Genomic DNA, 15,396 nt, shown 5'->3' on the forward strand with positions numbered 1-15,396 from the left:
TCACTTACTGAGATGAAGTCTCAGGGGCACCACCGGCTTGACCAGGCACATTCGTCACTCCGGCCTCCTGGGTCCCACCTGTAGAAAGACCAGGCCGGGAAACGAAACAGGGAGCCGATCGGCGATCGGCTCCCTGCTCGTGTGTTCGGCGGCGGCTCGAGGGCCGCCGGTTCGTGCTCAGTCCTCCAGGTCGACCGTACGGCCGCTGTCGGCGCCGATCTCGGCGCCGATCTGCTCCACGACGTCGGCCGGGATGGCCGAGTCGACGGTGAGCGCGATGAGGGCCTTGCCGCCCTTCACGTTCCGGGAGACCTGCATGGAGGCGATGTTGACGCCGTGCTCGCCGAGCAGGCGGCCCACGATGCCCACGATGCCGGGACGGTCGGTGTAGGTGTAGAACGCCAGGTGGTCGGTGGGCTCGATCTCCATCGCGAAGCCGTTGACCTCGACGATCTTGGTGATCTGCCGGGGACCGGACAGGGTGCCCGAGACCGACACCGTGCGGCCGTCGGCGAGCACGCCCTTGACGGTGATCACGTTGCGCCAGTCGGGGCTCTCCGAGCTGGTCACCAGCTCGACCACCACGCCGCGGTCCTTGGCGAGGAGCGGCGCGTTGACGTAGGTCACCGCGTCGGTCACCACGTCGGTGAAGACGCCCTTGAGGGCGGCGAGCTCGAGCACGCGCACGTCCTGGGACGCGATCTCCCCGCGGACGTCGACGTCGAGGCGGGTCGCCACCTCGCCCGCCAGAGCGGTGAAGATGCGACCGAGCTTCTCGGTGAGCGGCAGCCCCGGCTTGACGTCCTCGGCGACGGCGCCGCCCTGGACGTTGACGGCGTCCGGGACGAACTCCCCGGCGAGCGCGAGCTTCACGCTGCGGGCGACCTGGGTGCCGGCCTTCTCCTGGGCCTCGTGGGTGGAGGCGCCGAGGTGGGGCGTCACCACGACCCGGTCGAGCTCGAACAGCGGGCTGTCGGTGCAGGGCTCCTTGGCGAACACGTCGATGCCGGCGCCGGCGACGCGGCCCTCCTTGATGGCGGCGTAGAGGGCGTTCTCGTCGATGATGCCGCCGCGGGCGACGTTGATCAGACGCACGGTCGGCTTGACCTGGTGCAGCTCGCGATCGCCGATGAGACCGATGGTCTCCTTCGACTTCGGCAGGTGCACGGTGATGAAGTCGGCCTGCTCGAGGACCTCTTCGAGGGAGACGAGCTGCACGCCCATCTGGGCGGCCCGGGCGGGCTGCAGGTAGGGGTCGTAGGCGATGAGCTCGACGCCGAACGGCTGCAGACGCTGCGCGACCAGCTGGCCGATCTTCCCGAGGCCGAGGATGCCGACGACCTTGCCGTCGAGCTCGACACCGGTGTACTTGGAGCGCTTCCACTCGCCGTCCTTGAGCGCGGCGTGGCCCTGGGCGACGTTGCGGGCGCTGGCGAGGATGAGGGCGACGGTGTGCTCGGCGGCGCTGGTGATGTTGGAGGTCGGCGCGTTGACGACCATGACGCCCGCCTTGGTCGCCGCCTCGACGTCGACGTTGTCGAGCCCGACGCCCGCGCGGGCGACGACCCGCAGCTTCGGCGCCGCGGCCACGGCCTCCGCGTCGATCTGGGTGGCACTGCGGATGATCACGGCGTCCACGTCGGCGAGCGCGGGCAGCAACTGCGCCCGGTCCGCGCCGTCGGCATGGCGGACCTCGAAGTCCGCGCCGAGGACGGCGAGCCCCGCATCGGAGAGCTCTTCTGCGACAAGTACGACAGGCCTGGTCACTGGTCAGTCCTTCGGAAGTGCGACGGCTCGGACACGCGCGAGTCTAGCCGCAGCTTGTGAAAGCTCTCACGAGCGATCCGCCATCCGAGACGGAACCCGTGCGGATTCCACGAAGACAGGGGTTGGGCGAACCGGGGGCCGGGGTCTCGTGTGACCACAGAGAAGGGTGAGACCTATGCCGATGTAGGCACTAGTGGGTCTGTTTACCCAACTTGGACCGGTCCTATCCGTACCGGGGTCGTCTTGGTATTGAAAGCACCCAATCTTGACGATTAGCCTGCTTAAGCCATGGTTCTCTACCTATCGTTCAGCATATGAGCATCGGGAACCCCTCCCTCGGCGAAGTGCTCGCGCAGCACGGCGGACCCCAGGAGTTGCTTGCCGCTTTGGCGGAGTGGGGCATCCTGGTGGCCGTCCGGCCCGACCGCTCCGTGGTGCTCGGCACTACCCAGAACGGCGAGCGCGTTCTGCTCGGCTACACCGGGCCCGCGACCTACGCGCGGCACAACGGGAGCCACTCCCTGTCGGTCTGCGACGCGGACACCATCCTCGACATCCAGCGCGTCACCGGAGTCCGGGAGGTCGTCATCGACGCCGCCGGCCCCGCGGCGGCCGCCGTGCCGATCGAGGACCTCCAGCGGTATCTCCGGACGACCCGCACCGGTCCCACGCCCGCGCTGAACAGGCAGACCACCCCTGTCCCCGCGGCGTACGCCACGGGGGCCATGGCGGCCATCACGAGCGCGCACATGCCGCGAAGCGCACCCGTCCCGGTCTCCGCCGCCGTGTCGTCGTCGTGGGTGCCCGCGCCGCGGCAGCACCAGCCGGGCGCCGCGCCGGTGGTCGACCCCAGCTATCGCCGGACGAACCATCCGATCCTGCCCGCCCTCCGAGTGGCGATCGGCGAGATGCTCCGCGACTTCCCCCTGGTCCACCACGTGTGGATCTCCGAGGCGCGCACCGCGGCCGGGACGTCGGGGATCATGCTGCACGTCAAGGTGCACACGCCGTCCGCGGACGACATCGTCAAGAGCCTGCACCGCCGGGTCCGGGCCCAGCTGCCGCAACTCGCGGCCAGCGAGGCGCCCGCGCTCATGGCCCGCGTGGCGGACTCCCAGACCGAGCGCCGGATGATCGAGCTCGGAGCACACGTCGTCTGCGCCGACGTCACGGACTGAGCACCGCTCCCGTACCCGGATTGCGATCTAGAAAGTCTTCCGGTCGGGCGCTTGCTCGGCTTGAATTGCGGCATGGTTTCCGCGGCGGCCAGGCCCCCCTCGAACGTGTCGACCGGTGTGCGCCTCGGGTATGCCGTCGGCTCCTTCTGCTCGGCGAACTTCACGACCATCCCCGGGCTGCTCCTGCTCTACTACATGACCAACGTGCTCGCGGTGCCGGCGCTGCTCGCGGGCGTCGTGGTCTTCCTCCCCAAGGCCTGGGACCTGATCGCCAACCCGCTCGTCGGGCAGTGGTCGGACCGCACGACGTCGCGGTGGGGTCCGCGGCGGCCGTGGCTGCTCGCCGGAGCGGCCGTCCTCCCGCTCTTCTTCGCCCTGATGTTCATCGGGCCGCCGCTCAAGGGCGTACCGGCCGGGCTCTTCGTGGGCGTGATGTTCCTGATCGCGGCGTCTGGGTTCGCTCTGTACGAGGTGCCGTACAAGGCCATGCCGGCGGAGATGACCACCGACTACCACGAGCGGACGTCGCTGCTGCAGTGGCGCATGATCTTCATCGCGGTCTCGATCGGGCTCAGCGGAATCGTCGCGCCGCTCATCGCCGGTCACACCGTGGACGGCTACCGCGTGATGGGGATCGTCTTCGCCGTCATCCTCCTCGCCGCGATGATCGGCTCGTTCTACGGCACGGCCCGTGCCCCCTTCACCGGCCAGCAGCAGTCCGCGGGGTCGTTGCGGGCCCAGTTGCGGGCGGCGCGGACCTCGAAGCCCTTCCTCTGGCTGCTCGGGCTCAGCTCCGCCCAGACCCTCGCCGCCGGGGTGATGCTGGCGGGCGCGCCGTACTTCGCCGCGTACACGCTGGGCGACCCTGACGCGAAGACCACGCTCTTCGCCGCTCTCGTCGGGCCCATGCTGGTGACCATGCCCCTGTGGGTGTGGCTGGCCCGCAGGATGGACAAGCGCGGTGCGATGGTCCTCGCCGGGTCCTTGTTCGCGCTCGGCGACGTGCTGGCCGTCGGGGCCCCCGCCCTCGGCTCGCTGTACGCCCACCTGGCCGTGGTGGTGGTCGGCGTCGGTTACGCGGGCCTGCAGCTCCTCCAGTTCTCCATGCTGGCCGACGTGATCGCCTACGACGGTGCCGTCAGCGGCGAGCGCAGGGGCGGCGTCTTCACCGGCCTGTGGACGGCGGCCGAGAACGCGGTCGCCGCCTTCGGCGCGACGATCTACGGCGCGGTCCTGGCGCTGGGCGGTTTCATCTCCTCCGACCCGGAGAACCCGGTGACCCAGCCGGAGAGCGCGCACACCGCCGTCATCGTCGGCCTCACCGCCATCCCCGCCGTGATCACCATCCTGGGCGTCTGGATGACCTTCAAGTACGACCTCTCCGCCGACCGCCTGGCCACGATCACCGCCTCGGAGACGAAGGAGACGAAGGAGACGAAGGAGACGGCGGCGCCCGAGGCCTGACACCGCCGCCTCGGCGTCAGGCCGGTCTGCGCCGGGGCGCCGGCAGTCGCGACCTGGTGAACACGGCGCAGACGAGCGCGGCCAGCAGCGGCAGCCCGACCACCAGGATCGCGATCAGGTTCCACGGAACGACGATCACGGGGAGCACCTGATGTGCCGGCGTCAGGCTCAAGCCGTCCGCGCCGAAGATCCGTTTGGGCGCGTTGCGGGGGATCAGTCCCCAACGGACCGCGACCCCCGCCAGGAGACCCGCGACGACTCCCAGCATCGTGCCCGCCAGCGCGATGACCAGGGCCTGGCCGGCTTTCACGTACCGCCTCGTACGGGGCGCGGCTCCAACGGCGGACATCACCGCGAAATCGTGTCTCGCCTCCGCCGCGGCAAGTCCTGTGGCGACAAAGGTGACCCCCAGTACAAGGACCGCCGCGGCCGCGGCCAGCAGGAGGAGGATCGGCGAGTCGTCCACGGGCTCGGCACCTTCGAGCCGGCCCGTCACCTGAGGACTGAGTTTCTCCAGATCCGCGAGCAGCCGCCGCGCCGTCCCCGGCGGCACCCGGAAGTCGTCGGGATCCACCACAAGGAGCGTCGTCTCCGTCGCGTAACCATGTTTCGCAATCGTCTCAGGTGACACGACGACGTGTGCCCAGCCTCGGCCGCTGGGCCGCACCCCGATGGCCGGCAGGTGCAGCATGGGCATGTCACCCGAGGTCATCCCCTCGACCTGCAAGAGGTCGACGTCGACCTTCCCGCCGTGGACGACCGTGGGATTCAGCACGACGGCCTTTCCCGAGCGCAGGGCGGCCACGGCCGAGGGGTCGTCGCGGCCGAGCACATAACGCAGAAGCCGCTCATCACCGACGAGGAGCCCGCCCCTGCCACTGGGATCCACGTTGTCAGCGAAAATCCGCTGATTGTCGAGCTCCGAGTCCGGCAACCTGTCTTGGGCCTGAAGTGGTTCGCCCGACGCGCTCGTCAGCGTCTTCGCTTCGATGACCGGCACACCGGCAGGGATCGCGGCACGGACTAACGCGCGGACACGATCCCAAAGCTCTGTGCCCAGATCGTCGCCTCGGATCCACAACGCCCCGGCAGGCCCCTGCGGATAGTCCTCGGGGACGACCGGCGGTGCCGACAGGCCGCTTCGCCACGCCAGCCCCAACGCGGTGAACAGCGTGACGGCGGTCATCACCGCCGCGACCGCGGGAGTCGTCCGGGCACGGTTCCTGGCCGCGTCACGCACGGCGAACCTCAGCGGCAACGGCAGCGTCCCCGCCACACGCGCCGCCCTGGCGATCAGCCAGGGCAGCACCGCCACCAGGCCGAGCTGGCTGATCAAGGCGGCGCTCACGATCCAGAAGACGCCGGTCCTCGCACCCACCGCCATGCCCGTGACACCGGCGAGAATGAGAACGAGACCCAGCACTGGACGGCCCGCCCGGTCACGCCCTGGTGCGCGTCTGCCGGTGAGCACCGCGACCGGATCCGTATGGCTCGCGCCGCGAGCGGGAGCGAGAGAGGCCAGCAGCCCGGCTGTGGTGCCCATGGCGATGATGATCATCACCGCCGTCCACGGGATCGTGAACCCCCCGGGCCACTTTCCGTACCAGCCTGAGAACCACGGTGCAGCCTGAGCCGCCGTACCGATGCCCGCCGCCGCACCGAGCAACGAGGCGGTCACGCCGAAGATCAACCCGTCGGCGCGGGCGACCCCCTTGATCTGCCGCGGCGAGGCGCCCTGGACGGAAAGCAGGGCGAACTCCCGCGCCCGCCGCCGCTGACCCACGGCGAACGCGGGCCCGGCGAGGAGGACGACCTCGAGCCACATAATCGCGATCCAGGGGACCAGCTCGAGGTCGGCTCCGCCGACGGAACCGGCTTCCACGACGTTCGACGACGCCGCGGCGCCACTGACGACGACCAGACCTCTCGAGTTCAGCCGTGGGACGTCAGCCCAGGACACCGCCGTCGGGGCGTCCACCATCCAGAACGTCGACATTTCAGGCCCTACGGCCTCGATGGCGCCGTCGGGCAGGCTGCCCGGATAGGCGACGAAGTCGGGCGTCATGCCGTTGGGGAATATCGCCGCTCCCACCACGTGCAACGATGTGCGTCCGGCGACCAGCGTCTGGCCGATCCGCAGGCCCCTGTCCCTCGCGTCCCTGGAGATGACCACCTCGCCCGGCACCTTCGGCAGCCTCCCGTCCAGTAGGAGAGAGGTGCCCTGGAAGATCGGATCCCTCAGGTCCGCCTGGCGGACGACGTCCGTGCGATAGCCCTGCGGGGTCAGGTAGCGCAGTTCTCCTTGATCGGCCCGGACCACACGGCTCTCCGGCCCGAACATCGCGGTGACCTCGGGCGCGGTGAAGGATCGCGCGTGGTCGGGCATCTCGCCGTCCCAGGAGACGCCGCCTTGTCCGTCCTGGCTCATATGGGTCCAGTCGGGAGAGCCGGACACCACGACGTCTGCACGACCCAAGGGCAGGTCCCCGCCGTAGTCGCCTTCGTACAGGTAGCCGGCCAACATGGTGGCGAGGCACGTCGCGATGAGGACCGGTAGCGCGATCATGGTGAGGATCAGCGCGCTGCGTTTCTTGGAGCGCCACGCGTTCCTGCGGGAGATCCGGAGCGCGACTCTGAAAGCGCTCATCGCGCGCTCACCAGGCCGGCCGTGGCCGAATCGACGATCTGCCCGTCCCTGAGGAAGACGACCCGGTCGGCCCAGCCGGCATACCGAGGCTCATGAGTGACAAGGAGAACCGCCGCACCGGCATCGGCCCTGGCGCGGAGCAGGCGCAGGATGTCATCGCCCGTCGCGGTGTCGAGCGCACCGGTCGGCTCATCGGCCAGGATCAGCCGCCGCTCCCCCACCAGCGCACGAGCGATGGCCACCCGCTGACGCTGACCTCCGGACAACTCGTCAGGGAAACGACCCGCCAGATCCGCGAGGCCGATCTCACCGAGCACAGCCAGAGCCTCCTGCCTCGCCTTCCCCGTACGAACCCCGTCCAATTCCCTCGGCAACATCACGTTCTCGACAGCCGTCAACGACGGGATGAGATTGAGATCCTGAAAGACATAACCCACACGCCGCCTGCGCAGCGCGGCCAGCCGTGACGGCGGCAGGAGGTCAAGGAGCTCCCCCTCCACCATCACCTCGCCGGACGTCGGCCGATCAAGGCCGCCCGCGATGTTGAGCAAGGTGGACTTGCCGGACCCCGACGGCCCCATCACCGCGATGAGCTCACCCGCCCGGATCTCCAGGCTGACCTCTTTCAACGCGTGGACGACCTGCGCCCCCTCAACGTGGACACGGCTGACGTCGGCCAGTTCCACGACGAGATCACGATCTGGATCCTCCTCTGCGGGGGGTGGGACGGGGGACGGATCACGATCGATCATTGCTGTTCCTGGGGGTGCTGGAGGGATCTGCGGGAGAGGAAGGCCTCGCAGTGGTCGAGCCAGCGCAGCTCGGCCTCGGCCTGGAAGATCTTGGAATCGAGAATCAGCGTCTGCGCGGTGTCGAGCGGACGGTCCAGACCGCGCTTGTTCCGGGTGAGTTCCTGCAGGGTCCGCATGGTCGCGGTCCGTTGAGCCTGAACGACCCGTCCGACGTCGACTCCGGGGGCGGTGACGGCCATGGCGAGCTTGATGGCGAGCTCGTCACGCGGCCGCTCGGTCTGGGTGATGGGCGTGGCGAACCACCGATCGACCTCGGCTCGCCCGTCCTGAGTGATCGAGTAGGCGATCCGGCCCTGTTCGTCCTGCTCGCCGGGCGCGACGAGACCGTCCCGCTCCATGCGCGACAACGTCGTGTAGACCTGGCCGATGTTCAGCGGCCAGGTCGCCCCCGTCGACGCCTCGAACTCGGCGCGCAACTGGTAGCCGTGTCGTGATCCCTGACTGAGCAGAGCGAGCAATCCGTGTCGGATCGACATGAATACTGAGTATGCATACTCGGTATTCATTCGACAAGTCGGCCGAAGAGATCAGGCGACCCCGGCCGGGCGCGCAACCGCTGGAGAAATCGGTCCAGAGGCCGTCGGGAGGCCGCGCCTGGAGTGGCTGATGTGATCTCTGAGGCGGTCCTACTTGGGCGATATTTCAGAGAGACGAGCGATTTAGCAGGACAAATGCGGTCTGAGCGCCCCATAATGGCGATTTGCATCCAGCGTCGAACCCCCACTGGAGAAAGATCGTGAAGAGAGCGCTCGGAGCGATCCTGTGCGTCGGGAGTCTCGCGGCCTGTGGCGCCCAGACGACTTCCACCCCCACCGCGGCACCCGTCGCCAACGCGCAGGCCGAGGTCTCCACCAGCCCCACCCCGACACCGTCCCCGTCTCCCTCCCCCAGCCCGACGGCGGGGAAGAACTGCCGGGTCTTCGCGGGAGTGCCGTCCCGCGGGTCTGACGGGAAGGTCCGTGCGGCGGGCTCGCGCGCCGGTTGCGTCGACAAGGCGACGTTCCAGGTTCGCGTCTGGAAGGTGCAGCCGGGGAACGACCGGCTGGCGAAGATCGGCTCGAAGAGCGTCGTGAACTCGAAGCTGACGGTCGCCCTTCCCTGCGCGAACGGCCTGTTCTACACGACCGTCTCCGACCAGAAGGGGCACAGCGGCACCTCGAAGCAGATTCGCGTGACCTGCCCCGCGCCTCCCCCGAGCAGCGGATCCTCAGGCGGCTCGACGTCAGGCGGAACCTCCGGGGGCACCTCGGGATCGGGTGGAACCTCGACGGGTGGCTCTTCCTCGGGCGGCTCCTCCTCCGGCGTCGGCACGGCCGTCGAGCAGGAGGTCGTGCGCCTCACCAACGCCGAGCGCGCGAAGGCCGGGTGCCGTCCGCTCAAGGCCAACGCGAAGCTCCGCGCCGCCGCGTTCGGCCACTCGTCCGACATGTCGGCGAAGAACTACTTCGACCACGACTCCAAGGACGGCAGGACGTTCGTCGACCGCATCAAGGCGGCCGGTTACTCGTTCTCCGCGGCCGCCGAGAACATCGCCAAGGGCTACAGCAGCGCCGCCGCCGTCGTGAACGGCTGGATGAACAGCTCCGGGCACCGGGCGAACATCCTGAACTGCGCCTATACGGAGATCGGCGTCGGCTACGCCAAGGCCGGCGGCCCGTACTGGACTCAGGACTTCGGCAAGCCCTGACCAAACCATCGGTAAGAGCGGCCCCAAAAAGGAGAGAATGCAGGGATCTTCTGGACACTCCGCGCGCGTGCGTCGGATACTCCAATCATGAGTTCTCCCCCGGTTCGCGCCTCCGACGGGGATCGCGAGCGCGCGCTCAGCGAGCTCCGCGACCGCGCCGCCGAGGGGCGTCTGTCCATGGAGACCTTCGTCGGCCGTGTCGACATGGCGTTGCGGGCCCGAAGCCGCGGCGAGCTGGACGAGCTGATCGCCGACCTGCCTCACCGCGGCCGCTGGCGCAGGCGCATCACGGAGGCCGTCGGCTCGGTGTCGGACTTCACCCAGCGGATCGAGGCCGCGTGGCGCCGGCCTCGACTGCCCCGTCTCGCGCTCCCCGTGGACAGCCGTGCCCGCTACGTCGTCGGCAGGGGAACGGCCTGCGATCTCGTGCTGACCGACCTGACGGTCTCCCGGGTCCACGCCGAGTTGCGCAAGGACGGCGACGATTCCTGGACGCTGGTCGACCTGGGTTCCATGAACGGGACCAGGCTGAACGGCTGGCGGGTGGCCGGGCCCGCCCGGGTGCGGACGGGTGACGAGGTCGCCTTCGGTGACTGCGCCTTCCTGGTGGCCGCGCAGGCCTGATCACCCCTCATCCGGGAACAGATACGCATATTTCCGTATTGAGGTGCCGTCGAGAATTCTCAATGATCGCGAAAGGCCTGTCATTGGGGGTTGATTGTGCGGTTGTCACGACGAAGCTCGATCGCGCTCGTTGGTGCGGTTCTCGTGGCGGGGGTCGCGGGTTCCGGCATTCCGGCGAGCGCTCTCGATCCGGCGCCCGGGGTCAGCGATCTGACGCATGACATCGACCAGATACTCGACGATCCACGGCTCGCGGTCGCCCAGGCGGGGGTGGTCGTGAAGAGCGCGGAGACGGGCGAGGACCTCTACTCGCTCCAGCCGGGCAAGCTGTTCATCCCGGCGTCCAACACGAAGCTGGTCACCTCGGCCGCCGCGGTGGAGACGCTGGGCCTGGACTACCGGTTCAGCACGACGGTCCTCGCGACGTCGAAGCCGGGGCGCTCGGTCAAGGGCGACCTCGTGCTGAAGGGGACGGGCGACCCCACCATGCTCGCCGCCGACTACGACGCGCTCGCCGCGAAGGTCGCCCGGTCGGGGGTCAAGGAGGTCACCGGCCGTCTGGTCGCCGACGACACCTGGTTCGACGGCGTACGGCTCGGCGCCGACTGGACCTGGGACGACGAGCCGTACTACTACGCGGGACAGATCTCCGCGCTGACCACGTCGCCCGACACCGACTACGACGCCGGATCGGTGATCGTCTCAGCGGACCCGGGGAGCGCGCCGGGCAAGCCCGCCAAGATCACCACCACGCCTCCCACCGACTACCTGAAGATCGTCAACAAGGCGGTCACCGGCACCACCACCAACGCCGACATCACCCGTGAGCACGGCACCAACACCGTCGTGATCACCGGCACCGTGGCCGACCGGTACGAAGACTGGATCTCGGTGTGGGACCCGACGCTCTACACGGCGTCGCTGTTCCGGGCCGCACTCGCCAAGCACGGAGTGCTCGTCCACGGTCCCACTGTCCGCGGGGCCGCCCCCAGCGGTGCCACGACGGTGGCCGATCATCGATCGATGCCGCTCGGCGAGCTCCTCGTCCCGTTCATGAAGCTGAGCAACAACATGCACGCGGAGATCCTCACCAAGGCGATGGGCCGCAAGGTCTCCGGCCAGGGCAGCTGGGCGGCCGGTCTCGCGGTCACCTCGGCGTTCGCGCAGAACAACGGAGTCCCGACCGCACGGCTGCGCGACGGCTCCGGCCTGTCCAGGATCGACGGCCTGACGCCGTCGGGCATCGCCTCGCTGCTCGTGAACCTCAGGGCCAAGCCCTGGTTCACGACCTGGTACGGCGCGCTGCCCGTCGCGGGCGAGAGCGAACGGTTCGTCGGCGGCACCCTCAGCAGCAGGATGGCGGGCACCGCGGCGGCGGGGAACGTCCACGCGAAGACCGGGTCGCTGACCGGCGTCTCGGCCCTGTCGGGCTACGTGACCAGCGCCGACGGCGAGCCTCTCGTCTTCTCCGTGATCTCTAACGGATATCTCTCCGGGTCGCCCAAGGACCTGGAGGACCAGATCGCCATCCGGCTGGCCGAGTTCAAGCGGTCGACCGCGGTCGACGGCGCGTCGGTCCTGAGGAAGAGCCCGCCCGCGAACGGCGACCTCGAGTGTTCGTGGCTCAAGCCCGTCCGGTGCTGAGCCGTACCGGGTGACTGAAAGCGCGACGCGGCGCCGCCGAGATCGGCGGCGCCGCGTCGTCGCACTGAGTCCGGGCCGGCGCGAGACCGGCGCCGTGGGCTACTCGCCCTTCAGCCAGCTCATCATCGGGCGCAGCTTGGCACCGGTCTGCTCGATCGGGTGCCCCGCCAGCTCCTCGCGGAACTTGTTGAACTCCTTCTGACCCGAGTCGAACTCCTCGACCAGCTCACGCGCGAAGCGGCCGTCCTGGACCTCGTCGAGGATGCGGCGCATCTCCTTCTTGGTCTCGGAGTTGACCACGCGCGGGCCGCGGGTGTAGCCGCCGTACTCGGCGGTGTCGGACACCGACCAGTACATCTTGGAGATGCCGCCCTCGTACATCAGGTCCACGATCAGCTTCATCTCGTGGAGGCACTCGAAGTAGGCGACCTCAGGCTGGTAGCCGGCCTCGATCAGCGTCTCGAACCCGGCCTTGATGAGCTCGGACACGCCGCCGCAGAGCACGGCCTGCTCGCCGAACAGATCGGTCTCGGTCTCCTCGGTGAAGGTCGTCTTCAGCGCGCCCGCGCGGGTGCCGCCGATGCCCTTGGCGTACGACAGGACCAGCGGCCACGCCTTGCCGGTCGCGTCGCGCTCGACGGCGACGAGGACCGGTACGCCGCGGCCGGCCGCGTACTGCCGGCGGACGAGGTGGCCCGGGCCCTTGGGCGCGACCATGGCGACGTCGACGCCCTCGGGCGCCTCGATGAGGCCGTACCGGATGTTGAGGCCGTGCCCGAAGAACAGCGCGTCGCCCTCGACCAGGTTCGGCGCGACGTGCTCGGCGTAGAGGTGCCGCTGGATGTGGTCCGGCGCGAGGATCATCGTGAGGTCGGCCTCCTCGACCGCCTCGGAGGGCGTCAGCACGCGCAGGCCGTCGGCCTCGGCCTTCTCCCGGCTCTTGGAGCCCTCGGGCAGGCCCACCCGGACGTCGACGCCGGAGTCACGCAGGCTGAGCGCGTGGGCGTGGCCCTGGCTTCCGTATCCGAGGACGGCGACGTGGCGGTCCTGGATGATCGACAGGTCGGCGTCGTCGTCGTAGTAGATCTCAGTCACTTGCTTGCCTTTCAGGAATCGGATGGTCGCGCTCGCTCGGCACGGGCCCGACCACGTGCGTACGGCTGTGCGGCGCGTACGGCTAGGCGATGCGGTCGAGTGCCCGCAGCGAGCGGTCGGTGATGGAACGGGCGCCCCGGCCGACGGCGACCATGCCCGACTGCACAAGCTCCTTGATGCCGTACGGCTCCAGGACCTTGACGAACGCGGCCAGCTTGTCGGTCGTGCCGGTCACCTCGATCGTCACCGCGTCCGGGGCGACGTCGACGCAGCGGGCGCGGAAGAGGTTCACCAGTTCCAGGACATGGGACCGGCTCTCGGAATCGGTCCTCACCTTGATCAGCATCAGCTCGCGCTGCACCGACTGGGCGTTGTCCAATTCCACGATCTTGAGAACGTTGACCAGCTTGTTGAGCTGCTTGGTGACCTGCTCGAGAGGCAGGGCCTCCACGTTCACCACGATGGTCATCCGCGAGATGTCGTGATGCTCGGTGGGCCCGACGGCCAGGGAGTCGATGTTGAACCCGCGCCGGCTGAAGAGCGCGGCGACCCTCGCCAGGACCCCCGGCTTGTTCTCGACCAGCACGGACAGCGTATGACGGCTCATGCGTTCATCCTCCTCATGGCGCCCTCGGCGCAGGCCCCGTCGCCCCGACCGCTCATTCTTCGTTCTCCCACTTCGGCGCCATGTCACGGGCGTACTTGATGTCGTCATTGCTCGTGCCGGCCGCGACCATCGGCCAGACCATCGCGTCCTGGTGGACGACGAAGTCGACCACCACGGGCACGTCGTTGATCTCCATGGCCTTGCGGATGGTGGCGTCGACGTCCTCCGGTCGCTCGCAGCGCAGGCCCACGCATCCGTATGCCTCGGCCAGCTTCACGAAGTCCGGAATCCTCTTGACCCTCTGCAGGTCCGTGTTGGAGTAGCGCTCGTCGTAGAACAGCGTCTGCCACTGCCTGACCATGCCGAGGTTACCGTTGTTGATGACCGCGATCTTGACTGGCACACCTTCGATCGCGCAGGTGGCGAGCTCCTGGTTGGTCATCTGGAAACAGCCGTCGCCGTCGACGGCCCACACCGTGGCGTCCGGCCGCCCCATCTTGGCGCCCATCGCGGCGGGGACGGCGAAGCCCATCGTCCCCGCGCCGCCCGAGTTGATGAACGAGCCGGGGTTCTCGTAGCCGATGAACTGCGCGGCCCACATCTGGTGCTGGCCGACGCCCGCCACGTAGAAGGCGTCCGGCCCGACGATGGCGCTCAGCCGCTCCATGACGTACTGCGGAGCGAGGGATCCGTCGGTGTACGACTCATAACCGAGTGGATAGGTCTGCTTGTATCCGTTGAGCAGCTGCCACCATTCGGAGTAGTCGCCCTTGCGGCCCTCGTCGTGCTCGTTGCGCATGATCGTGACGAGGTCGCCGATCACCTCACGGCAGTCGCCCACGATCGGCACGTCCGCGTGGCGGTTCTTCGAGATCTCCGCCGGGTCGATGTCGGCGTGGATGACCTTGGCGTTCGGCGCGAAGCTGGACAGCTGACCGGTCACCCGGTCGTCGAACCGCGTGCCCAGCGCGATCAGCAGGTCGGACCGCTGCAGGGCGCCGACCGCGGCGACGCTGCCGTGCATGCCGGGCATCCCCATGTGCTGGGGGTGGCTGTCGGGGAACGTGCCGCGGGCCATCAGCGTGGTCACGACGGGGATCCCGGTCAGCTCGGCGAGCTCGATCAGCTCGGCCGACGCGTGCGCCTTGTGCACGCCGCCGCCCACGTAGAGGACCGGGCGCTTGGCCTCGATCATCAACTTGGCGGCCTCGCGGATCTGCTTGGAATGCGGCCGGGTGACGGGACGGTAGCCGGGGAGCTGCATGACCGGCGGCCACGAGAACTCCATCATGTCCTGCAGCGCGTCCTTGGCGATGTCCACCAGCACCGGGCCAGGACGGCCGGTCGACGCGATGTGGAACGCCTCGGCGATCGTCCTGGGAATGTCCGCGGCCTCGGTGACGAGGAAGTTGTGCTTGGTGATCGGCATGGTGATGCCGGAGATGTCCGCCTCCTGGAAGGCGTCGGTCCCGATCAGCGGCGTCGGGACCTGACCGGTGATCGCGACGATCGGCACCGAGTCCATGTAGGCGTCGGCGATCGGCGTGACCAGGTTGGTCGCTCCCGGACCGCTGGTGGCCATGCACACCCCCACCTTGCCGGTGGCCTGGGCATATCCCTCAGCAGCGTGGCCGGCGCCCTGCTCGTGCCGTACAAGCACGTGCCGGACCTTGACCGAGTCGTAAAGGGGATCGTAGGCGGGGAGCACTGCGCCGCCCGGGATCCCGAACACCGTGTCGACCCCCACGTGCTCCAGGGCTCGCACGAGAGCCTGGGCACCTGTCATCTGTTCGGTCATCGGCTCGTTCCTTGTGGCTGAGCTTGTCTGCTGGGATTGCTATGGCATAAAAAATGCCCCAATCCGCTGAGCG

General features: G+C 68.7%; 11 protein-coding genes and 1 pseudogene. 5 read left to right on the forward strand and 7 right to left on the reverse strand.

Going from position 1 to position 15,396, the window contains the following annotated elements:
• Nucleotides 1-177: 177 nt before the first annotated feature.
• Nucleotides 178-1,767 carry a phosphoglycerate dehydrogenase gene (gene serA / locus Pph01_RS25625; RefSeq protein ID WP_204075703.1) on the reverse strand — a complete coding sequence of 530 codons (1,590 nt, stop codon included), beginning with the start codon at nucleotides 1,765-1,767 and terminating at the stop codon, nucleotides 178-180.
• A 314-nt stretch (nucleotides 1,768-2,081) separates the two neighbouring features.
• Between serA and Pph01_RS25630 the strand changes: the two genes are divergently transcribed.
• Together Pph01_RS25630 and Pph01_RS25635 are read left to right on the forward strand one after the other, a co-directional pair.
• Nucleotides 2,082-2,945, forward strand: a complete 864-nt coding sequence (locus Pph01_RS25630) for a hypothetical protein (RefSeq protein ID WP_204075704.1) — start codon at nucleotides 2,082-2,084, stop codon at nucleotides 2,943-2,945.
• A 72-nt stretch (nucleotides 2,946-3,017) separates the two neighbouring features.
• Nucleotides 3,018-4,409: an MFS transporter gene (locus tag Pph01_RS25635; RefSeq protein WP_204075705.1), complete on the forward strand. Its 1,392-nt coding sequence runs from the start codon at nucleotides 3,018-3,020 to the stop codon at nucleotides 4,407-4,409.
• A gap of 16 nt (nucleotides 4,410-4,425) precedes the next feature.
• Here Pph01_RS25635 and Pph01_RS25640 read toward each other — a convergent pair whose 3' ends face one another.
• From Pph01_RS25640 to Pph01_RS25650, 3 genes are read right to left on the reverse strand one after another with little or no spacing between them, the layout of a single operon-like run.
• Nucleotides 4,426-7,056, reverse strand: a complete 2,631-nt coding sequence (locus Pph01_RS25640; protein WP_204075706.1) for an ABC transporter permease — start codon at nucleotides 7,054-7,056, stop codon at nucleotides 4,426-4,428.
• Nucleotides 7,053-7,808: an ABC transporter ATP-binding protein gene (locus tag Pph01_RS25645; protein ID WP_204075707.1), complete on the reverse strand. Its 756-nt coding sequence runs from the start codon at nucleotides 7,806-7,808 to the stop codon at nucleotides 7,053-7,055. Before Pph01_RS25645 ends, Pph01_RS25640 begins: the two co-directional genes overlap by 4 nt.
• Complete coding sequence (locus tag Pph01_RS25650; RefSeq protein ID WP_204075708.1) at nucleotides 7,805-8,344, reverse strand: PadR family transcriptional regulator; 540 nt, start codon at nucleotides 8,342-8,344, stop codon at nucleotides 7,805-7,807. Before Pph01_RS25650 ends, Pph01_RS25645 begins: the two co-directional genes overlap by 4 nt.
• Nucleotides 8,345-8,604: 260 nt before the next feature.
• Here Pph01_RS25650 and Pph01_RS25655 point away from each other — a divergent pair, with 260 nt between their 5' ends.
• From Pph01_RS25655 to dacB, 3 genes are all read left to right on the forward strand, one after another.
• Nucleotides 8,605-9,555 (forward strand): CAP domain-containing protein, encoded by a 951-nt coding sequence (locus tag Pph01_RS25655; protein WP_204075709.1) that lies wholly within the window; start codon nucleotides 8,605-8,607, stop codon nucleotides 9,553-9,555.
• 87 nt (nucleotides 9,556-9,642) lie between these two features.
• Nucleotides 9,643-10,179 carry an FHA domain-containing protein gene (locus tag Pph01_RS25660; RefSeq protein ID WP_204075710.1) on the forward strand — a complete coding sequence of 179 codons (537 nt, stop codon included), beginning with the start codon at nucleotides 9,643-9,645 and terminating at the stop codon, nucleotides 10,177-10,179.
• Between the two features lie 96 nt (nucleotides 10,180-10,275).
• Nucleotides 10,276-11,823, forward strand: coding sequence for a D-alanyl-D-alanine carboxypeptidase/D-alanyl-D-alanine endopeptidase (gene dacB, locus Pph01_RS25665; RefSeq protein WP_204075711.1), 1,548 nt, complete (start codon nucleotides 10,276-10,278; stop codon nucleotides 11,821-11,823).
• A gap of 99 nt (nucleotides 11,824-11,922) precedes the next feature.
• On the opposite strand, the gene ilvC is transcribed toward dacB, so the two are convergent.
• The 3 genes and pseudogenes from ilvC to Pph01_RS25680 all read right to left on the reverse strand — a co-directional run.
• Nucleotides 11,923-12,909, reverse strand: coding sequence for a ketol-acid reductoisomerase (ilvC, locus tag Pph01_RS25670; RefSeq protein WP_204075782.1), 987 nt, complete (start codon nucleotides 12,907-12,909; stop codon nucleotides 11,923-11,925).
• A 91-nt stretch (nucleotides 12,910-13,000) separates the two neighbouring features.
• Nucleotides 13,001-13,525 (reverse strand): acetolactate synthase small subunit, encoded by a 525-nt coding sequence (ilvN, locus tag Pph01_RS25675; protein ID WP_204075712.1) that lies wholly within the window; start codon nucleotides 13,523-13,525, stop codon nucleotides 13,001-13,003.
• Nucleotides 13,526-13,577: 52 nt separating this feature from the next.
• Nucleotides 13,578-15,344, reverse strand: a pseudogene (locus Pph01_RS25680) (acetolactate synthase large subunit); the annotation flags it as partial.
• Between the last annotated feature and the right edge of the window lie 52 nt (nucleotides 15,345-15,396).

This window comes from Planotetraspora phitsanulokensis (genome assembly GCF_016863295.1).
Taxonomy (GTDB): Bacteria; Actinomycetota; Actinomycetes; order Streptosporangiales; family Streptosporangiaceae; genus Planotetraspora; species Planotetraspora phitsanulokensis.